Annotated in this window: 22 protein-coding genes and 1 riboswitch; of the genes, 10 read left to right on the top strand and 12 right to left on the bottom strand. The window is 44.5% G+C overall.

The window, feature by feature from the left end:
• Window positions 1–51: 51 nt before the first annotated feature.
• Both JOC37_RS01555 and JOC37_RS01550 read right to left on the bottom strand, forming a co-directional pair.
• Window positions 52–393, bottom strand: a complete 342-nt coding sequence (locus JOC37_RS01555; protein ID WP_204615081.1) for a YlbF/YmcA family competence regulator — start codon at window positions 391–393, stop codon at window positions 52–54.
• A 49-nt stretch (window positions 394–442) separates the two neighbouring features.
• Window positions 443–1,174, bottom strand: coding sequence for a YkgJ family cysteine cluster protein (locus JOC37_RS01550; protein WP_338017315.1), 732 nt, complete (start codon window positions 1,172–1,174; stop codon window positions 443–445).
• 244 nt (window positions 1,175–1,418) lie between these two features.
• Here JOC37_RS01550 and JOC37_RS01545 point away from each other — a divergent pair, with 244 nt between their 5' ends.
• Window positions 1,419–2,075, top strand: a complete 657-nt coding sequence (locus JOC37_RS01545) for a nitrite/sulfite reductase domain-containing protein (protein ID WP_204615080.1) — start codon at window positions 1,419–1,421, stop codon at window positions 2,073–2,075.
• A gap of 35 nt (window positions 2,076–2,110) precedes the next feature.
• On the opposite strand, the gene JOC37_RS01540 is transcribed toward JOC37_RS01545, so the two are convergent.
• The 5 genes from JOC37_RS01540 to JOC37_RS01520 form a co-directional block, all read right to left on the bottom strand.
• Window positions 2,111–2,857, bottom strand: coding sequence for a phosphate ABC transporter ATP-binding protein (locus JOC37_RS01540; protein ID WP_204615079.1), 747 nt, complete (start codon window positions 2,855–2,857; stop codon window positions 2,111–2,113).
• A 3-nt stretch (window positions 2,858–2,860) separates the two neighbouring features.
• Entirely contained in the window at window positions 2,861–3,697 is an 837-nt protein-coding gene (gene pstA, locus JOC37_RS01535) for a phosphate ABC transporter permease PstA (protein ID WP_238480683.1), read from the bottom strand.
• 22 nt (window positions 3,698–3,719) lie between these two features.
• Window positions 3,720–4,595, bottom strand: a complete 876-nt coding sequence (gene pstC / locus JOC37_RS01530) for a phosphate ABC transporter permease subunit PstC (RefSeq protein WP_204615151.1) — start codon at window positions 4,593–4,595, stop codon at window positions 3,720–3,722.
• A 59-nt stretch (window positions 4,596–4,654) separates the two neighbouring features.
• On the bottom strand, window positions 4,655–5,569 hold the full coding sequence (locus JOC37_RS01525) for a phosphate ABC transporter substrate-binding protein (protein ID WP_204615077.1): 915 nt from the start codon (window positions 5,567–5,569) through the stop codon (window positions 4,655–4,657).
• 155 nt (window positions 5,570–5,724) lie between these two features.
• Window positions 5,725–6,444 (bottom strand): YfcE family phosphodiesterase, encoded by a 720-nt coding sequence (locus tag JOC37_RS01520; protein WP_204615076.1) that lies wholly within the window; start codon window positions 6,442–6,444, stop codon window positions 5,725–5,727.
• Window positions 6,445–6,596: 152 nt separating this feature from the next.
• Window positions 6,597–6,715: riboswitch (molybdenum cofactor riboswitch) on the top strand.
• Between the two features lie 94 nt (window positions 6,716–6,809).
• Here JOC37_RS01520 and wtpA point away from each other — a divergent pair.
• The 3 genes from wtpA to JOC37_RS01505 all read left to right on the top strand — a co-directional run bounded on the left by wtpA (window position 6,810) and on the right by JOC37_RS01505 (window position 9,724).
• A complete protein-coding gene (wtpA, locus tag JOC37_RS01515; RefSeq protein ID WP_204615075.1) occupies window positions 6,810–7,823 on the top strand; it encodes a tungstate ABC transporter substrate-binding protein WtpA in 1,014 nt (337 codons plus the stop codon).
• 82 nt (window positions 7,824–7,905) lie between these two features.
• Window positions 7,906–8,703 (top strand): ABC transporter permease, encoded by a 798-nt coding sequence (locus JOC37_RS01510; protein WP_204615074.1) that lies wholly within the window; start codon window positions 7,906–7,908, stop codon window positions 8,701–8,703.
• Window positions 8,687–9,724: an ABC transporter ATP-binding protein gene (locus tag JOC37_RS01505; RefSeq protein WP_204615073.1), complete on the top strand. Its 1,038-nt coding sequence runs from the start codon at window positions 8,687–8,689 to the stop codon at window positions 9,722–9,724. Before JOC37_RS01510 ends, JOC37_RS01505 begins: the two co-directional genes overlap by 17 nt.
• Window positions 9,725–9,757: 33 nt before the next feature.
• Here the strand turns inward: JOC37_RS01505 and JOC37_RS01500 are convergent, their stop codons facing one another.
• Window positions 9,758–10,495: an SIMPL domain-containing protein gene (locus JOC37_RS01500; RefSeq protein WP_204615072.1), complete on the bottom strand. Its 738-nt coding sequence runs from the start codon at window positions 10,493–10,495 to the stop codon at window positions 9,758–9,760.
• A 309-nt stretch (window positions 10,496–10,804) separates the two neighbouring features.
• Here JOC37_RS01500 and JOC37_RS01495 point away from each other — a divergent pair, with 309 nt between their 5' ends.
• Together JOC37_RS01495 and JOC37_RS01490 are read left to right on the top strand one after the other, a co-directional pair.
• Window positions 10,805–11,503: a response regulator transcription factor gene (locus tag JOC37_RS01495; RefSeq protein ID WP_207754833.1), complete on the top strand. Its 699-nt coding sequence runs from the start codon at window positions 10,805–10,807 to the stop codon at window positions 11,501–11,503.
• Between the two features lies 1 nt (window position 11,504).
• The gene (locus JOC37_RS01490; RefSeq protein ID WP_204615071.1) at window positions 11,505–12,935 is read left to right on the top strand and encodes an ATP-binding protein; all 1,431 of its coding nucleotides are present in this window, start codon (window positions 11,505–11,507) and stop codon (window positions 12,933–12,935) included.
• Window positions 12,936–12,987: 52 nt separating this feature from the next.
• Here the strand turns inward: JOC37_RS01490 and JOC37_RS01485 are convergent, their stop codons facing one another.
• Window positions 12,988–13,605 (bottom strand): peroxiredoxin family protein, encoded by a 618-nt coding sequence (locus JOC37_RS01485; RefSeq protein ID WP_204615070.1) that lies wholly within the window; start codon window positions 13,603–13,605, stop codon window positions 12,988–12,990.
• An 11-nt stretch (window positions 13,606–13,616) separates the two neighbouring features.
• Entirely contained in the window at window positions 13,617–14,312 is a 696-nt protein-coding gene (locus tag JOC37_RS01480; protein WP_204615069.1) for a cytochrome c biogenesis CcdA family protein, read from the bottom strand.
• A 270-nt stretch (window positions 14,313–14,582) separates the two neighbouring features.
• On the opposite strand from JOC37_RS01480, the gene JOC37_RS01475 reads away from it, so the two are divergent.
• Window positions 14,583–14,939: a DUF2680 domain-containing protein gene (locus JOC37_RS01475; RefSeq protein ID WP_204615068.1), complete on the top strand. Its 357-nt coding sequence runs from the start codon at window positions 14,583–14,585 to the stop codon at window positions 14,937–14,939.
• Between the two features lie 191 nt (window positions 14,940–15,130).
• On the opposite strand, the gene JOC37_RS01470 is transcribed toward JOC37_RS01475, so the two are convergent.
• The gene (locus tag JOC37_RS01470) at window positions 15,131–15,376 is read right to left on the bottom strand and encodes an SHOCT domain-containing protein (RefSeq protein ID WP_207754832.1); all 246 of its coding nucleotides are present in this window, start codon (window positions 15,374–15,376) and stop codon (window positions 15,131–15,133) included.
• Between the two features lie 254 nt (window positions 15,377–15,630).
• Between JOC37_RS01470 and JOC37_RS01465 the strand changes: the two genes are divergently transcribed.
• The 3 genes from JOC37_RS01465 (at window position 15,631) to JOC37_RS01455 (ending at window position 18,112) form a co-directional block, all read left to right on the top strand.
• Entirely contained in the window at window positions 15,631–16,323 is a 693-nt protein-coding gene (locus JOC37_RS01465; RefSeq protein WP_204615067.1) for a response regulator transcription factor, read from the top strand.
• Window positions 16,320–17,792 carry a sensor histidine kinase gene (locus JOC37_RS01460; RefSeq protein ID WP_204615066.1) on the top strand — a complete coding sequence of 491 codons (1,473 nt, stop codon included), beginning with the start codon at window positions 16,320–16,322 and terminating at the stop codon, window positions 17,790–17,792. Before JOC37_RS01465 ends, JOC37_RS01460 begins: the two co-directional genes overlap by 4 nt.
• Window positions 17,793–17,857: 65 nt before the next feature.
• On the top strand, window positions 17,858–18,112 hold the full coding sequence (locus JOC37_RS01455; protein ID WP_204615065.1) for an SHOCT domain-containing protein: 255 nt from the start codon (window positions 17,858–17,860) through the stop codon (window positions 18,110–18,112).
• 38 nt (window positions 18,113–18,150) lie between these two features.
• Here JOC37_RS01455 and JOC37_RS13555 read toward each other — a convergent pair whose 3' ends face one another.
• A complete protein-coding gene (locus JOC37_RS13555) occupies window positions 18,151–19,008 on the bottom strand; it encodes a DNA methyltransferase (protein ID WP_338017314.1) in 858 nt (285 codons plus the stop codon).
• Window positions 19,009–19,054 lie beyond the last annotated feature (46 nt).

The raw sequence follows: 19,054 nt of genomic DNA, 5'->3' as shown, positions 1-19,054 counted from the left end.
CCGCAGCAGGTAATAAAAAAATGCCTTCGTTTAAATGAAGGCATTTTTTCATTACCTGCTGGCTTCAACCAGTATCCTCATTACCTCGTTAAGAAGCCTTTGAAACCTAACCTGGCACTGGTGAAACTCTTTAATCAATGGATTCTCCAGCATTTTTAATTCCGCCTGTTCCACCGCTTTCACATCTTCCTGGGTTAGTTTTCCCAGCTGCTGTTTCTTATGTTTTTCCGCCTGCAGCTTATTAAATTCCTGTAACAGCTTTAATGCTGCCGGTTCTTCAAATATGCGCGCCTGCTTGTCCTTTACTTCCTTATACTCACTTGTTTCAGTAATCAGCTGTCCCAGCTCTTTGGCCTTTTGTTCCAGTGTTTCACTGATAGTTATATCGTTCATTGCCGCGCCTCCCTAAAAAATTAATTTTATCTTCTGAGCATTAAGCCCATTACCTACCAGCAATTTCATCCCTAATTTCCATGGATTTTCTAATATCCAGGTTTACCAGCCAGTGAAAACCAAACTTCATTAGCTCAACATCATCTGCTTTAATTTTCTCCGCTAACTCCGTGGGAACAGCAAATTTTTTTAAAAAACTGCTCTTGAAAATGTATTCTCTAAATCTATCCAAATCATAACTGGCCATAAAAAACATTTCTTTAATGTGTTTATCAATGGTGGTAAAACCGGTAAATTCAAGCTTTAAGGGGATTTCTTTAAACTTCTCGTCCATTTTTTGATATATATCAGCCCCCTGATTTTTAACCCACTCTTCAACAGTCCATTCCCGCCCTTCACCAATACCGTGACAGCAGGTTTTGTCAAAACAAAAGCCAAATAAATCCTTCCCTTTTATATCCACCGGTGCCATCCTGCAGGACCAGGGCCTGTCCGGGTATACACTGCACCCCCGTTCGGTAATAAAGGGGCATCTTTTATCTTCCTCCGCTCTCATGTTTATTATTACCATGGGAAAAGCCATGGATGACGTTTCCCATACCCTGGTATACCGGTTTAAAAACTCCCGGGAGGACATTTTCAGCCTGTTTTTCAACCGCAGTACATCATAGGGGGTTAAAAAAATACTGATGTCCCGGCAGCAGCTGTTAAAACACTGCAGTCCATCATGGCAGGTAAACTTAAACTTGTCTCCAGCCCTGAAATAATTGTTATTTGTCACCAAAATCCCCGCTCTCATTGATTCTAGAGATAAAAATGCAGCAAGCACTACTGAAGTTATTCGACACTTTTGTCACAATACCTTTTAAAAATTGCGAAACAGGGGGATTTCTCCCAGGGAGCCCCAGGTTTTCTTCCCTGTCAACAATTAATATTTAAAATATGATTTAAATCATACCCTTTTATCTCCCGTTAGCTTAATATGAACTAAGAATATTATAACCATTAAATTAGGAGGGATATAGATGTCCAATGCACCACGGGGAGCAGTGCCCCAAAGGGACGGTCAAACCTACGCCATTATACCTAAGTTAAAGCTGGGCTTACTTGACGCACCAACCCTGCGCAAGTTAGCTGACGTAATCGACAAGTACCAAATTCCGGTGGTTAAAATCACCGCAGGCATGCGCCTGGCTTTGGTGGGTATGAAGGCCGAAGATGTTGAACCCATTTGGGAAGACCTGGGTATGGATCCCGCACCGGCGGTGGGACCCTGTGTGCGCAATGTTCAGTCCTGCCCGGGCAGCGCCCTCTGCAAATTTGGCAAGCAGGATTCCCTTGCCTTGGGCCTGGAATTGGACGAAAAGTTTTCCGGCCGGAAACTGCCCAGTAAGTTTAAGATAGGCATTTCCGGTTGTCCCATCAGCTGTGCCGAAAGTTATGCCCGGGATCTCGGGTTTATTGGCACTTCCAAAGGCTGGACTGTGCTGGTAGGCGGTTTTGGTTCAGGTAAAACCAGGGTGGCAGATGTGCTGGCAGAGGGAGTAGATAAAGATGAGGCCGTAAAGCTGGCGGATAAGGTTCTCAACATTTACGCCGAACAGGCCAAGCCGGGGGAACGGTTGGGCAGAACCATTGAGCGAATAGGTTTGGAAAAATTTAAAAATCTCGTTTTAGCTTAAGCTGCCGGTGCCGCACTTTCTGTGCGGCACCGGAGCTACCATATTAAACCGGAAAAAAAGGCCCTGGTTTCCTGTTTTTGGGGATTGGAAAACATCACGCCGGTGGGGCCCCTTTCCACCACCGTGCCTTCCATCATAAAAATTGTGTCGTGGGCCACCCTTTGGGCCTGAAAGAGGTTGTGCGTTACCAGAACAACGGTTAACTGCCTGGATAACTGAATCAAAAGTTCTTCTATCACCTTGGTAGATGCGGGATCCAAGCTGGAGCATGGTTCATCCAGCAAAAGAACTTCCGGCTCCACCGCCAGCACCCTGGCTATGGACAGTCTTTGTTTCTGGCCACCGGAAAGCTCTGCGGCAGGTTTGTTTAGTTTATTCTTTACCTCTTCCCATAAACCGGCCTGTTTTAAACACCGTTCATTTATTTCATCCAGTTCCTGTTTATTTTTCCCCCTGCAGTACCGCGCTCCAAAGATAACATTTTCCTTAATGCTCAACGGCAGGGCAACGGGGGTCTGCAGCACCAGGCCCATTTTTCGGCGAATACCGGACACATCTCTGCTTTGGTATATGTTTTTACCGTTGAGCAAAATCTTCCCGCTGCAGCGAAACCCTTCTTCCAATTCCGCCGTCCTGTTAATGCTCCTTAACAGGGTGGTTTTACCGCAGCCCGAAGGCCCCACTATGGCAGTAATCCTTTGTTTTTTAAACTGCAGGTTAATGTCTTTTAATATTTGAGCACTGCCCAACCAAACGTTTAAATTATTAATACAAACAGCCATACCCTAAGCCCCTTTTCCTTTTAAGCTGCGCAGCCATAATGTTACTGCATTTAAAATAAGCAGCAGCAGCACCAGCAAAAGCGCGGTGCCGTAGGCTCTTTCTATTGATATCTGCTGGCTGAACAAAATATATAAATGGTATGGTAAAGCCATTACCGGTTCAAAAAGCGACCCGGATGAACCGGCTGAAATGACGGCAGCGGTAACCATTACCGGGGCGGTGGCCCCGGCGGCATAACCGGCGGCCAGCAGCACACCGCTAATTACAGCCGGGAGCCCCTGGGGAAAAATTACCCTCACCAGCATGTACCAGCGGGACACCCCCAGTGACGCTCCCACCAGGCGGTACTGTTCGTTCACTGCCAGTAAAGCATCCCTGGAGGTAACCACAATAACCGGAAAGATCATTATTCCCAGGGCCAACCCCCCGGCCAGTAAAGAAATACCAAAACCCATACGTACTACAAAAAGAGCATAGGCAAACAGCCCGGTAACAATTGACGGAATACCGGCCATACATTGTACAGTTAAATTAATTATATCTCTAAACCTGGACGGTGCAGCATATTCCACCAGGTATACCGCCGTAATTATCCCCGGCAGAACAGCAGAAAAAACGGCAATTAAAACCAGGTAAAACGTACCCTTAATGGCTGGAAATACGCCGCCTTCGGCTCCCAGCGGCAGCCCCCGGGGGGCTGTGGTTAAAAATTCCCAGGATAAAACCGGTCCCCCCCGCAGCACCAGGTAACCCATTATCCCGGCTAAAACAAATAATATGAACAGGCCGGCAGTCCAAAACAAAACCAGCCATAACAAGTCCAAGCAGCGCCGGAGCATCAATTCCTTCACCCCATCTTTATTATCCTCTCTTCAGCAGCGTAAGAAACAGGTTGATGCAGATAACTAAAATTAACAGCACTAACCCGGCGGCAAACAGGGCCTGATAATGAGCACTGCCCACCACCGAAGTGCCCAGTTCCAAAGCGATCAGGGCGGAAAGCGGTTCACCCTTGCTGAACCAGGAAGTGGGCAGCAGCATGGTATTGCCCGCCAGCATTAAAACAGCCATGGTTTCCCCCGCAGCCCGGCCGAAAGCCAAAACCAGAGCCCCGGTTAAGCCTTTCTTAGCCAGGGGAAGCAATACCCTTAAAGTTAAATACTGCTTAGAAACCCCCAGGGCCAGCGCCGCCTGCCTGTATTCCCGGGGTACAGATCGCAGAGCGGATTCAGAATTGGTCACAATATACGGTAATACCATAACGGTTAGTATTAGTGAAGCGCAGAACAGCGATTCCCCGCTGGCCATATTAAATGAAACTTCAAAGAACTTAATCAAAACAGCGGCCCCCACAAAACCATATACCACCGACGGTATTCCCGTTAGAATATTTAATACCGGCCTGATGATCCCGGCCAGCCAGGGTGGGGCAAATTCTGCCAGAAAGATGGCCCCGGCAAAACCCAGGGGAGCAGAAAGCAGTACTGCTCCTAAAGCCACCCACAGGGTGCTTAAAATCATGGTGCCAATTCCCAACCGGGGCGGAGCGGCCAGGGGACTCCAATCGGTGCCGGCAATAATTTTCAATGGGCCGAGGGCAGACCAAACCGGCAGGCTCTCCGCAACCATAAAAGCAGCAATGGCCAGCAGCAGCAGGGTGGTGCAGGCAGATACAGTTAAACAAATCAACTTAACTAATAAATTTACCAGTTGTCGTTGGGTTTGTAATTCCAGCATCACTATCAACTCACCAATAAAAAGGTGTGGGTAGTTGACGTCAACTACCCACTGAACACTTATTTAACAGGTATAAAACCCATTTTCTCTACAATTTTTTGTCCTTCTTCAGATAACATATAATCTATAAAAAGCTGCTGTCTGGTACCGGGAGTATCTTTGGTTAACAATAACAGCGGGCGGGATATTTTATAGCCGCCGCCGGTGATATTTTCTTTAGTGGGCGCCACCCCGTCAACACTAAGCACAGCAATTTTACCCTCGTTTTGATTTACCAGGCCGTAGGACACATAGCCAATGGCGTCAACGTTTTCCATCACTTTACCGGCCAGCGCCCCCATTGAGGGCAGTTGAATTGCCTCCTTAGATACAGGGGTTCCTTTCATAACTATTTTATCAAACACTTTGCTGGCCCCGCCGCCCAAATCTCTCACAGCTACCACAATGGGCCGGTCAGGAAGTTTGGCATCCAGCTCCCGCCAGGTTTTTATCTCCCCGGCAAAGATTTTCCGCACTTCTTCGGTAGTCAGATTCGGCTTAACCTGCAGAATGGGGTTCTTGGGATTAACAGCTATGGTTAAAGCATCGGTGCCCACCTGGAAGTACTTTCCGTTGGGCATTTTTTCTTTTTCCTCAGCCTTTATTTCCCTGGAAACCATGCCGATATCCACCGTGCCGTCAATGGTGGATTTAACGCCAAAGCCGGAGCCGCCGCTGGATACAAATATAACAATCTGCTCTTCCGGCAGCCCGGGATCCACCTTATTCCATGTTTTATACTGTTCATGAAATTCATCGGCACACTTAGCAACCACCGGCGCCAAAGTGCTGGAGCCGCCAAGTTTTATAGCCTGTGTATCAGCATTATTTTCTTTAGATTGATCCACACCGGCCTGCTCACTCTGCCCGCAGGCAGTTAACACCAGCAGTGATAACACCACCAGCAGCACGGCCAAAAAAACATTTCTCCTCATAAATCTATCTCTCCTCCAATCATGTGATTTAACCATTTTTTAACATATCACAAAATAAGTTATAAGTAAAATAACATTTCATTATATATAATCCTTCGATTTTCCAGCATAAGCTTTCATTATGCAGCGGCACCACCGCTGTATTAAAAAGCACTTTATGAAACACCAGTTCTCACAATCTCGGCAAATTCTGCCGGCAGACCGAATTCCTCAATCTCCCGGGCGGTTTGCTCGAAGTTATAGCTGACTTTTATAAATTCCACCGTCACATCTTCATTTTCTATATTTATTACGGCATATACGGCACTGGGATCGCCGTGCTTCGGTTTGCCGGCACTGCCAACGTTAATTACATCTCCTTTGGAGAGGGTTTTATGATACGGCAGGTGAGTATGCCCGCAAACCAGCACATCACACCGGTTCTCTGCCAGCAGTTTGTTTAAGTATTCATCCGGGGTATGTTCATAAAGATACCGGTTCAGTTTCCCGGGACTGCCGTGAACTATTAAAAACCGCAGCCCCGCAGCCGTAAATTCTATCCTTTGGGGCAGTTTCTTCAACCAGGCTTTGTTTTCTTCGCTGGTGTGCTTCTTGGTCCAGGTAATTGATTTTTCACCCAGCTGCACGGCTTTTTCATCTTTATAATCACAGCCGCAAACCAGCCTCATGCTGCCAACGGCATCATCATAGTTTCCCATTACGGTGGGTATATTTTCCTTCTGCAAAAGTTTAATCACTTCATTTGGCCTGGGGCCATATCCCACCAAATCCCCAGCGCAGTAAATGCGGTTAATACCCCTTTGGCGGATGTCCTTTAATACCGCTTCCAAGGCTAAAAAATTACTGTGTACATCTGCAAACACCGCTATTTTCACCGTCTTCACCCCTGTTGTTACAGTTGATTATCATTAATTTTATCACATGTTAAAGCGCAAATACCGCATTTAAATAATTACTAATTTTCCTTAACCTTAAGGAAGGTAAAATTACATTGATTATAGAATATGTTGTCAAAGAATTAACAAAATAAAAATATTTTCTCCGAGCTCTTACGGCCTAAGGTTCTACTAGGGCATTTGAGCCGACAGGGTATAAGGGGAAACCCTTATGCCTCCCGGTGCGGAAAGGAGAGTGATGCCATGTCTAGCTGCCGGTAACCGGGGTGTTCTCAATCCTGTACACTTCGGTTTTTTGTTTCTGTTTCACCTTATATTATAAATAAAGTTTAGGAGGGGTTAACTTGATCAATTTAATTAAAAAATGGCCGGTTATCCTGCTGGTTATTTTAACCGCGGTTATTTTTGCCGGCTGTTCATCAAATACAGATACCAGCAGTGAAAACGACGCTGCACAACAGCAGTCCAAAGAGCTGTCTGGAGAGGTAGTAATATTCCACGCCGGCAGTTTATCGGTACCCTTTGAGCAGATGGAAAAGGAATTTGAGCAGCTTCATCCCGGTGTGGACGTAAAAAGGGAGCCTGCCGGAAGCCGGGCCTGCGCCAAAAAGATTACAGACCTGGGCAAAAAGGCAGATATAATGGCCTCTGCTGACTACACCGTTATCGATAACCTGCTGATTCCCGACTACGCCGGCTGGAATGCGCTGTTCGCCAGAAATGAAATGGTAATTATGTACTCCGAGCACAGTAAATACAAAGACGAAATAAACGGTGATAACTGGTATAAAATCCTGCTCAGGAATGACGTTCAGTACGGTCACAGCGACCCCAATGCCGATCCCTGCGGTTACCGTGCTCTAATGGTATGGCAGTTGGCAGAAAAACACTACCAAGTGCCCGGTTTGTACCAGAAACTTGATGCCGGCTGTCCAAAACGGAATATCCGGCCCAAAGAAACGGATCTAATTGCCATGGTTGAATCCGGCGCCCTGGATTACCTGTTTATATACCGCTCTGTGGCCCAGCAGCACAACATGCCCTTTGTAGAGCTGCCGGCAGAAATTAACTTGAGTGACATTAAACATGCTGACTTTTATAAGCAGGCCGTTGTGGAAACAACAGGTAAGAAACCCGGTGAAACCATTACACAGGTGGGTAAACCCATCGTATACGGGGTTACTTTAACTAATGACCCGCCGAACAGGGAAAATGCCGTTGAATTCTTAAAGTTCCTGCTGGATAAAGAAAAAGGGCTTAAAATTATGGATCAAAACGGTCAGCCGGTTATCGATCCCCTGGTGATAAAGGGTAAAGAAGCAATGCCTGAAGAATTAAAAGAGGTCATTGATAATTAATAAAGTTAACTAAAATTCAAATATGCCGGGATTATATAAAATCCCGGCAATTAAAATCTGCTGCAGGAAGTGTTTAACCGCTATGAACTCAAAAGTAGATAAACTTTATTTAATTTCCGCCCTGCTCGGGATGCTGGTTATATTGTTTATCATGTATCCCATTACCAATTCATTGTTTACCACTGACGGTGAAATACTGCTGGAAACTTTAAAGGAACAGGAAGTTATCAATGCCATTTGGACCAGTATATTTACCGCCACTATGACCACGCTGGTGGCCTTTGTTTTCGGTGTACCCTTTGCATACTTTTTGGCCAGAAACGATTTTAAAGGCAAAAAACTGGTGGAAAGCATCATCGACATTCCCATTGTAATTCCTCACACCGTAGCGGGCATTATATTATTGACAATTTTTAGCAGTCAGTGCTGGATAGGCCGGTTTTTGGAAAGCATCGGCCTGGAAGTAATCGGCACCAGAATAGGCATCGTTACAGCCATGCTTTTTGTAAGCATGCCCCTTTTAATTAATGCCGCCAAGGATTCGTTTTTATCCATTTCACCGAAATTGGAAAATGTATCCCGTTCTCTGGGGGCCACCCACTGGCAGACCTTTATGTACATCACCTTTTCCATTGGCTGGCGGGGTATATTAACCGGGATGATTTTAACATGGGCCCGTTCCATCAGCGAGTTCGGGGCGGTTATCATTCTTACCTACCATCCCATGATTGCACCGACACTGATCTTTGACCGGTTTAACGCCTTTGGCTTGGAATACTCCAAACCGGTGTCCACCATATTGATACTTATTTCTCTGATTATATTTGTTCTTTTGCGCATTATTGCCCGGAGGGGGGTTGCAGTTGATAGAAGTACGTAATTTAAGTTTAACTTTACCGGAATTCGCACTGGATGACGTCAGCTTATCAATAGATACAGGGGAGTTTTTTGCCCTGCTGGGCCCCACCGGTTCCGGCAAAACGCTTCTTCTGGAAGCCATTGCGGGATTAAAAGATATCCACAGGGGAAAAATTATCATCAACGGGAAAGATGTTACAAAATTAAAACCGGAGCAGAGAAATATTTCCATTGTGTATCAGGATTATGCTTTGTTCCCAAACATGACCGTCAAAGATAATATTAATTACGGTTTAAGGTTTAAAAAAAATGTTCGTGGAGCGGGCAGCAGGTTTGATCTGCTGGTTGAAATGCTGGGCATCAGCAGGCTGCTCAACCGTTACCCCCATAATCTCAGCGGCGGCGAACAGCAGCGGGTGGCCCTGGCCAGGGCACTGATTGTGGAACCGGATATTCTGCTGCTTGACGAACCCTTCAGCGCCCTGGACGCCAATACCAAGGAAACGGTGCAGAAAGAAATTAAAAAAATTCACTCTGCCCTTAAAACCACCACCCTTATGGTTACCCACAATTTCAGTGAAGTTTTTTCACTGGCCGGTAAAGTAGCCATTATCCACAGGGGCATTATTCAGCAGGTGGGCAGTATCGAAGAAGTTTTTAAAACGCCCAATTCAAAATTCACCGCCAGGTTTGTGGGCATGAAAAATATATTCCCCCTGAAGCAGATGAACGGTAAATTCAATTTTAAAGATCTGCTGGAACAAAACAAACACCATCACAACGGCGGTTCTCAATATTACGTGGGCTTAAGGGCAGAAGATATTGTGGTGGGCAATGAAAGGCTGGAGACAGACTATCAACTGAAAGGAATTATAACGGCAGTTTCCAATAACGGTATCTATTCCGAAGTCAAGGTGCACACAGACAGCGCTGATTTCACTGCTTACCTCACTCCCAACAGATACTTTGAACTGGAGCTGGCTGAAAACAAACCAGTATTTTTAGGTTTTAATAAAAAAGATATCAACTTAATAAGAGAATAAATAAACCCACCACAGTTGGTGGGTTCACTTAACTTACTCCAGGCTGAATTCCACATTGGCCACCGCTGTTATTTCCTTCATCAGCGAAGTGGTATCGTTAATACCTAAAGAAGACACTTCGTTGGAGTGAACGGGAGTGATTTGAAAAACTCCCATCCGGGCAGAGCGCAGGTGGCCGATTTTACTGCCGGTGCTTTCAGCCATTTTTTCCGCCCGTTTTTTAGCATCCTTGGTGGCTTCTGCCAGCATATCTATCTTCAAGTCGTTCAACTTGGTATAGAAGTATTCCGGCGGGTACGATTCAAATAATATACCCTGCTCAATTAACTCGGTGGATTCCCTGGCTATGGCCGTTAACTTGTCCACATCTTTAGATTCCACTTCAATTTCTTGAGAAAGCCTGTAACCGGAAATTTCACCGGTATTGCCGTACTTATTATAAATATACTGTGGAGAAGTGTTAATAGAGGAAACCACTATATCTTTTTCCGGTATTCCTTTATCAACAAGATAGGCCTTCACCGTCTCCAAGTCTGCTTTTAAATCTTTGTACGCCACATCCAGCTGTTCTGCCTCCCGGTAAAAACTCCCCCGCCAAACCACCAGGTCAGATTTAATTTGTTTTTTTGCTGAACCGGTCACAGTTATGGACGATTTGCTTTTTGCATAATTTTCCAGCGGTTTAGCCAGCACAAAAGCACAAATTACCAGCGCCGCTGATAATATCGCCGCTGCGATAACTAAATACCTACTTTTGTCCCCCTGAGACATAAAAATCACCTCCCTTGGAATATTTTTCTATTATATTAGTATATCACAACCCCGGCAAAAACAAGTTACAAAATGGTTACAATAATTATCACCTATAACCGTTTTTTCACAGTGAAGACGTTTATTTAATCTATTTGTCACAGCATTTGACAGCAAAATTATTTTAACTTTTTTGTTACTGTTTGTACTAAAAATTTTTATATAATGAACATTAAGCAGAGGTTAAGCATTAATAAACCAAAACCACCATTAATTATTTATCAGATTAAAAGCCGGCTGGATAAAACAGCTATGGGAGTGGATTCGATAATGAAAATACTGGTACTGGAGGATGAAGACTCCATTCGTAGTTTTGTAAAAATAAATTTAAAACGCAGCGGGTTCGAAGTAATAGAAGCCCGCACAGGAGAAGAAGCACTGGAAAAAGTAGCCCAGCATGACATTGCCATTGCCATTTTGGATGTCATGCTGCCGGGAATAAACGGTTTTGAAGTGTGTAAGGTAATAAGAGAAAAGTACCCCCATATGGGTATTATCATGCTCACCGCCAAAGGCCAGGAAGAGGACAAGGTATCAGGGCTGGTACTGGGTGCCGATGATTATGTGGTAAAACCATTCAGTCCCAATGAACTGGTGGCCAGGGTGAACGCACTGCTCAGACGGATGAACACCCCCCCTGCCGTTAAACAGGTTCAAGATCAGAACACATTGATCTCGGGACCCTTTGTCATCCGCCTGGATGAAAGAAAATTATATAAAAATGATAAAGAAATTGATTTAACCCCGAAGGAATTTGCCATTATGAAAATATTTATGGAAAATACCGGCAAAGCCATCAGCCGGGATGAAATCTTAAATCAAGTATGGGGGCTGAACTATATCGGCGACTTGAAAATAGTGGACGTAAACATCCGCAGAATACGTCAAAAAGTTGAAGATGATCCCTCCAATCCCAGGTATATAGAAAAGGTCTGGGGATACGGCTACCGGTGGCAGGGGGGAAACTAGGTTGAAAAGCATCAAAAGGCGGCTGGTTTTTCAATACTGCATCATTATTTTTCTAACGGTGCTGATATTAGAGAGCCTGTTCATCGGCGCAGTAAGGCAGTTCTATTACGGCAGCGTAGAAGAAATCCTGGTCAACCGGGCCACCGTTTCAGCTAACTTTTATAACCGGTATCTGCCGGATTATAACAGAGTTAACGTTTTAAAAGATAAAGCCAAATATATACTGGAAAACACCGCCAGGGACGAGCCGGCTAAAATTGAGGTTTTAGACTGCCAGGGTAATGTAATTGTAAATTCCAGCGGCTTTACATCCAACAAAAAAGTGGACACCCCGGACTTTAAGGCCGCTTTAAAGGGAGAAACAGGGGTATGGAAAGGTAAGAGTGAAGATACCGGTGAAAGGATAATAGCGGTATCCAACCCCTTAACAAAAAACGATGGAAGAATTGTCGGGGTACTGCGGTATGTGGCCTCGATGGAAAAACTGCATCAAGTGGTGACGGAAATTACCACCATTGCCCTGGCAGTGGGGCTGCTGGTTGTACTGCTGGCGGTGGCAGTGAGCCTGCTGCTGGCCCGGAGCATTATTGTGCCCCTGGATCAAGTAACTTCAGTGGCAGAACAGATGGCCAAGGGCAACTTTTCTATTAAGGCCGCCAAGTACGAAGATGATGAAATCGGCAAGCTGGCAGATACACTGAATTACATGTCCGACGAAATTGTAAAAGCCGATAAAATTAAAAATGACTTTCTGTCCTCCATTTCCCATGAACTGCGGACACCCCTGACATCCATCAAAGGTTGGGGAGAAACATTACTCTCAGGGAAACAGGAAAATAAAGAAGAGGCCAGAGAAGGGCTGCGGATTATTTGCAAAGAAGCAGACAGAATGATCGAACTGGTGGAAGACCTGCTGGACTTTTCCAGATTTCAATCGGGAAGAATTAAAATTCACTTTGAAAAGGTGAACATCAATCAAATTGTGGAAGAAGTCAGTCACCAGTTTGTCATCAAAGCCCGGGAAAAAAATATCCACCTGCAGGTTAACTTAGACCGGGAATTGCAGGAAACCACCGGGGATTTCAATAGATTAAAACAGGTTTTAATTAACCTGCTGGACAACGCAGTAAAGTTCACCCCGGAAAAGGGGGAAATCGTAATTACCACAACGGGATGCCCGGAGGCCGTTAAAATTGAAGTTGCAGACACCGGGGAGGGAATTGCCCCCCATGACCTGCCCCGGTTGACGGAAAAATTTTATAAAGCTAACGCCAATCGTCCCGGCAGCGGCCTGGGGCTGTCAATAACCAGTGAAATTGTAAAACTTCACGGCGGCAAGATGAATATCAAAAGCACCCCGGGCCGGGGAACCAAAGTAACGGTGGTACTTCCTGCTAATTATTCGGTGAATCGTTTATCATCCATTAAATAATGAAGAATTTACCCCACCCGGCAGCAGTTCAGCTGCGGTGGGGTCTTTAACTTTATTTCAGCATCCCTTTTATTTTACTTTCCAATTCCATAGGGGCAAATGGACCTATCTTGGCATCGATAATTTCACCCTGCCGGTTAATTATCAAACTGGTGGGGATGCTTCTGACACCGTATTGAAGGGATACCTTCCCATCCCTATCCATTAACACCGGAAAACTATAACCGTTCTCGGTTACAAAATCTTTTACCGCCCCCGCATACTCCTCCTGAACGGTAATATTAACCGCCAGTACAGCAAAACCCCTGTCTTTATATTTATTGTACGTTTCCTCTATCTCCGGCATCTCGGCCTTACAAGGCGGACACCATGTATTCCAAAAATTTAACAAAACCACCTGACCCCTGAAATCCTGCAGGGAAACTTTATTCCCCGCCAAATCATCAAGGGTAAAATCAGGGGCCACCGGCTTTCCCTGCTTCCCCGGATCAGCTTTTTCCCACCGTTCTGCATTCATTTTGCCCGGCTCAAATGACCCCGATTTCTGAGCTGCTGTAGAGTTTTCTTTAACTATCCTGTCCAGCAATTGATTTTCCCGGTAATCCCGGTAGACAAATACTGCAATCACCGCTGCAATTATCAACAGCCAAAAGAACAAATTTTTACGCATCTTCTTCACTCCTAAAAAGCTAAATAAGCGCTTAAACGGGGAAATATATTCAAAAACAGTAATGCCCCTGCAGTCATCAGCACTATTCCACTGGCAGCGGACAAAAAGGCCAGATGTTTATTAAACTTGGGCAGATACTTCAACGTCCAACCGATACTAACGGCGGCCAGCATAAAGGGAACAGCTAAACCTAAAGAATACGCCCCCAGCAAAACCATTCCCTTAATCACCGTTCCCGACATGCCGGCATAGACCAGTATAGACCCCAATACCGGTCCCACACAGGGAGTCCAGCCGGCGGCAAAGGTAATTCCCAACAGCAGAGCCCCCAGGGGACCGCTGACATTAAAATTATAATTCAGTTTGTACGTTCGATAAAGAAATTTTAATTTTAAGAGACCGGTCATCTGCAGCCCCATTATAAATATAATCACTCCGCCAATCTTAGTGAGCGCAGCTTTATGGGCTAAAAATAATTTGCCGATATAGCTGCCGGTGGCACCCATAAGCACAAAAACCAGCATAAAACCAAGATTAAATAAAACCGCCCTGCTGATAACCGGTGCCTTTTTAATATCCCCTGTATTGGCAGACGCGGATACTCCCGCCAGGTAAGATATATAGCCCGGCACCAAAGGCAGTACACAGGGAGATAAAAAAGAAACTATTCCGGCACTAAAGGCCAGGTACAGCGGAATAGAAGACATTTAATCATCCCTTCAGCACAAATGGTTTATTTGATAGCGATTATTAATATCATTTTTGATAGAGTATAACTTATCAACCGGCTTTTAACAAGCACCAATCCATTTGCAGGTTTTAGGCATTAATTAATTGTAATAAATTTTATAGACCGGTTAGTATCGTTAAGGGAAGTGCTTAAATGTGACAAAAATGTACTACTTATGACCCACATTCGTAAAACTTAGCTTTTATAATGAAATAGCCAAATAAATTAATTGGGAGGTTGAGTATTGATGAAAAAAAGATTTATCATTCTCGGAATGGCTGCCCTGCTGCTGGTAGGTGTCGTAGCACCTAATGCCTTCGCCCACGGCATTGCGTACACTGCCGGCGGCCCGAAGGCAGCGGAAAACAACTGGTTTGATCAAATGTTTGAATGGCACAACTCTTGGGTGGACAAGGCGGTAAAAGACGGTCAAATGGACCCCAAGCAGGCTGAAGAGTGGAAAAAACACTTTAACTACATGAGAGATTTTCATGAACAAAACGGTTTTGGAATGATGGGCGGTTACGGGTATGGCGGCTGCTGGGGAGCACCGGGCGGATACCAGTCCTCCACTCAACTGCCGGCCGAACAAAAAAGCATTTAGTTTTTTACAGGTGGCCTTTTTAAAGGCCACTTTATTATTGTATTCCATAAATTAAGCCCCAACACGGCATCAGCTGCCGCTGCCAGAGTACTGTGCGGGTGCTATTATATAAAGTAAAGATACCAGCGTTTAAAGTTAAAAAAACACCTGCCGGAAACAAATTCCGGCAGGTGTTTTTTTACTGGCTTCGTTCATTTTTCACTGAGCTCGGCCTTAAGCTGTTTGTATTCATCCTTGTCAATTTCTCCCCTGGCATAACGCTGCTTAATAATGGTTAGGGGATCATCTTCATATTTTTTCACACTAGCGTTCTTTTTGCCGTAATCCCACAGCCTCGACACCAGATATATAAGGCCAATTATAAGAACTAACGGCAGCAGCATCGATAAAAACATGGAAAATCCCCATCCGATACCTCCAAAGCCATATCCCATCATAATCAACCGTACCTCCTTTACTCGGTTTATTTCCTTGTTTACAAGTTCAGTATAGCCCAAAGAATTGACAAAAACATGGCTAATTTTTAACAATTTTGCAACAAAATAATTACAGCATCCCACATTTATAAGTAAGACACTTAAATATTTTAAATTGATAATAATGCCATTTTTATTACTGTCAAATTTCTGTAATATTTTTATGTTATTATCATTTGGATATCAATAATAACCTGGGCAGGGGTGATATATGCATGGAAAACAATAAAAACATTCTCTTTGCTGACGATGAAGAAAAGATTCGGCAGGTTGTAACCATGTATCTGAAAAGAGAAGGCTATCAAACAGAAACAGCCGTTGACGGCGCAGAAGCCTTAAGGCTGTTCCACCAGAAAAACTGGGATCTGATCATTCTTGATGTGATGATGCCTAAGATGGACGGTATTAAGGTATGCCAGGAAATCAGGAAAACATCAGCGGTTCCTGTGATTATGCTTACCGCCCGCAACGATGAAATAGACCGCGTTTTAGGACTGGAAATGGGTGCCGACGATTATATGGGAAAGCCCTTCAGTCCCAGGGAGTTAGTCGCCAGAGTAAAGGCGGTACTTCGCCGGACCGGGGCAGCAGAAAAAACAGCGCAAACAACCCTCCGCCTTCCCGGTATGGCTGTTAATTTAATCACCAGAAAAGTTACGGTATTAGATCAAGAAATACATCTTACCCCCAAAGAGTTTGACCTTTTAGTATTACTGGCCCGCCAACCGGGACGGGCTTTTACCAGGGAGCAATTGCTGGAAAATGTCTGGGGAATCGATTATTACGGTGATCTGAGAACGGTGGATACCCATGTAAAAAGACTGAGAGAAAAATTAAGAGTTACCGGTGCCCCATCATACATTAACACCGTCTGGGGTGTCGGTTATAAGTTAGAGGTGAAAGAATGAGATGGAACAGCATTGTAACAAAACTTTGGGCGGCCATTACCGTGCTGGTGCTGCTGGTTATCGGAATAGCCGGTGCAGCTCAAACCAGTTTTATGGAAAATATTTATTATCAGCAGCAGTCCGAGCAGTTAATTTCCATAGGTAATAAAGCTGCTAAACTTGCCCGCACTGAAATTGATGCTCAGGTTTTGGATATGAAAGTGGCTGTGATCTCAGAAATGATAGACGGTAACGTCATGATTATTGATAAAAACAACACTGTGCTGTCCTGCCAGGGCCTGGGGATCAGTACCAAAGACATGATTATGGATTTACACAATCCGCATCACGGGCCCCTCACCCAGGACGACTTGAATAGACTGTTTAACGGCGAAACAATTGTCCACAAGGGAAGAAGTGAATATTTCCAGACCGATGTTCTATCGGTGGGCATCCCGGTTGATGACCCCAAGAGCGCGGCCGGCGCAGTAATAATTCATGCCCCTTTAAAGCCTTTGGCCGGGCAGTTTGCCACATTTAAAATCATAATTATTTATACGGCTGTGAGCGGTATAGTGCTGGCCACTATCTTGAGCCTGCTCTTCTCCAAAATGGTATCGCGGCCTTTGCTTGATATGAGCCGCGTTTCTCTGGCCATGGCCAGCGGAGATTTTTCACGCCAGGTAACGGTAAATTCCAATGACGAGGTTGGTTTACTGGCCAGCTCTTTAAACACCTTATCCACCCGGCTGCAGGAAAAACTGGCCCAGCTGGAAAGGCTCGACCAGATGCGCCGCGAATTTGTTGCCAATGTTTCCCATGAAATAAAAACTCCCTTAACCATTATGCAGGCCTTTACCGAAGCTTTGGAAGACGATATCGTTACCGGTGATAGGGAGCGAAAAGAGTATTTAAAAAATATCAATGAAGAAATTCACCGTTTAAGGCGTTTGGTAAACGATGTGCTGGATCTAAAAAAGATGGAAGAAGGACACGGAGATTTTGAAAAAGAGTATGTTGACCTAAACTCAGTTGTAAGCTCCGTGGAAAATAAATTCCGTGCCCTTAAAGAAAAAGCAAGGGTAAACTTAGAATTTAATATTGATAGAAGCACTCCCCAAGTTTTCTGCAGTAAAGACAGGATTGAACAGGTATTTATCAATCTTATTGACAATGCCATTCGCCACACTCCGGAAGGGGGAAAGGTTTCGGTAAATATCTCCCCCAAGGCCGACAGCGTTATGATTGAAGTTAAAGACACAGGCACGGGAATTGCCGGTGAAGATCTGCCAATGATTTGGGAACGGTTTTACAAAGCAGACAAATCCAGAACCAGGGGACAGGGCGGAACCGGTTTGGGGCTGGCTATTGTAAAAAGAATTATTGAGGCCCACGGCGGCTGTATTAATGTACAAAGCAGACCGGGGGCCGGAACAACATTTACTATCATCCTCCCTACCAAGAAGACAGCAGCAAAAAGCAAAAAATAAACAGCCAACCGTCCGGCCTAAGGGTACACTAAGTCAATAATAAATATTTTAAGATGGGATTGATAGTGATGATGTTTCACCATGGATACGGCATTGCCGGTTTCTTTAACAGTCTTCTGATGATTATAATGATGGCTTTACCTTTGATAATACTGGTTTGGACAGCCTTTTATCTATTCGACCGGGTAAATAAAAAAGAGCCGCCAATTGACAGCTGCAGCTCAACATTAGATATCAGACTGGCTCGCGGTGAAATCTCCATTGATGAATATAGAAAGCTAAAAAATAAAAACAGGGCTACAAAACCTCCCGCAGGATAAAACCGGGAGGTTTCTGCTCTCGGTAAAAGACATTAATATTACTCCTTAATGAAAATCAAAAGATACTCGTGGATTCTATTAATGCGAAAAACATACGGGTAGCCCAGGGGTTTTAAATTGTTATAATCCTGCCGGCGGTCCCAAATAATCAAGTCATCAAATATATAACCTATTTCCTGCATAAATTTTACTACATCCATATGTAAAGGATAAAACTTCTTTTTCTTGCGCAAATCCATAACATTGATAATGCAGTAAGAACCCCGCTTCATTACCTGAAAAACCTGCTCAAAAACAACCTTTAGTTCCCCGAGAAACCGCTCATAACTGTCAATTTCCCCCAGATTATCCTCCAGTGTATTATAATTTCTTATTTCCTTTCTGTCAGCTGATCTTTTTTGCGCCAGAACGTTCCAGTAAGGCGGTGATGTAAAACATAAATCTATCGATTCCGGTTCTATATATGCAGCCAGCCTGCGGCTGTCATAGGGGTATATCCTCTGCGGCAGCCCTTGATGGCCCAGCGGTTTGTTACTTTCCAGCAGTTCCCGCGCAATCTTAATGTAATTTTCCGATATCTCAAAACCAATTCCCTCTTTGTTTAACTCCTGACCGGCTAATAAAGTAGTGCCGATACCCAAAAAAGGATCGAGAATTCTTTTTTTATCTTCAGTGGTAAAGGTTTCAATAATACGTTTGGCAAGGCTTTTGGGAAAGGAAGCCGGATGACCGGCATTTTTCTCCTCCGGGGTTTTGGCAATATCATTCCAAATACTGATGGAATTTTTCAGCCACTCTTTTCCATTTAAATTATTTGCCCTTTTAGCAGCTTTATTTTCCCCTCGATCATTAACCGGATTTTTATTCCCTATTAATGCCTGGGCATTATCCTTCACTGCAGCACCCTCTTTAACATATTTTTAACCCGCTGGATTTAATTAT

It is taken from the genome of Desulforadius tongensis (genome assembly GCF_016907915.1).
Lineage (GTDB): Bacteria > Bacillota > Desulfotomaculia > Desulfotomaculales > Desulfohalotomaculaceae > Desulforadius > Desulforadius tongensis.
This window is presented reverse-complemented; position numbering and strand designations above follow the sequence as displayed.

Excerpts from the sequence above, each read along its gene's own strand:
- JOC37_RS01465 (WP_204615067.1), top strand. The coding sequence starts at position 15,631 with ATGGAAAACAATAAAAACATTCTCTTTGCTGACGATGAAGAAAAGATT.
- JOC37_RS01555 (WP_204615081.1), bottom strand. The coding sequence starts at position 393 with ATGAACGATATAACTATCAGTGAAACACTGGAACAAAAGGCCAAAGAG.
- JOC37_RS01485 (WP_204615070.1), bottom strand. The coding sequence starts at position 13,605 with ATGCGTAAAAATTTGTTCTTTTGGCTGTTGATAATTGCAGCGGTGATT.
- pstC (WP_204615151.1), bottom strand. The coding sequence starts at position 4,595 with ATGCTGGAATTACAAACCCAACGACAACTGGTAAATTTATTAGTTAAG.
- JOC37_RS01510 (WP_204615074.1), top strand. The coding sequence starts at position 7,906 with ATGAACTCAAAAGTAGATAAACTTTATTTAATTTCCGCCCTGCTCGGG.
- JOC37_RS01500 (WP_204615072.1), bottom strand. The coding sequence starts at position 10,495 with ATGTCTCAGGGGGACAAAAGTAGGTATTTAGTTATCGCAGCGGCGATA.
- pstA (WP_238480683.1), bottom strand. The coding sequence starts at position 3,697 with ATGCTCCGGCGCTGCTTGGACTTGTTATGGCTGGTTTTGTTTTGGACT.
- JOC37_RS01480 (WP_204615069.1), bottom strand. The coding sequence starts at position 14,312 with ATGTCTTCTATTCCGCTGTACCTGGCCTTTAGTGCCGGAATAGTTTCT.
- JOC37_RS01525 (WP_204615077.1), bottom strand. The coding sequence starts at position 5,569 with ATGAGGAGAAATGTTTTTTTGGCCGTGCTGCTGGTGGTGTTATCACTG.
- JOC37_RS01545 (WP_204615080.1), top strand. The coding sequence starts at position 1,419 with ATGTCCAATGCACCACGGGGAGCAGTGCCCCAAAGGGACGGTCAAACC.
- JOC37_RS01540 (WP_204615079.1), bottom strand. The coding sequence starts at position 2,857 with ATGGCTGTTTGTATTAATAATTTAAACGTTTGGTTGGGCAGTGCTCAA.
- JOC37_RS01470 (WP_207754832.1), bottom strand. The coding sequence starts at position 15,376 with ATGATGGGATATGGCTTTGGAGGTATCGGATGGGGATTTTCCATGTTT.
- JOC37_RS01460 (WP_204615066.1), top strand. The coding sequence starts at position 16,320 with ATGAGATGGAACAGCATTGTAACAAAACTTTGGGCGGCCATTACCGTG.
- JOC37_RS01495 (WP_207754833.1), top strand. The coding sequence starts at position 10,805 with ATGAAAATACTGGTACTGGAGGATGAAGACTCCATTCGTAGTTTTGTA.
- JOC37_RS01475 (WP_204615068.1), top strand. The coding sequence starts at position 14,583 with ATGAAAAAAAGATTTATCATTCTCGGAATGGCTGCCCTGCTGCTGGTA.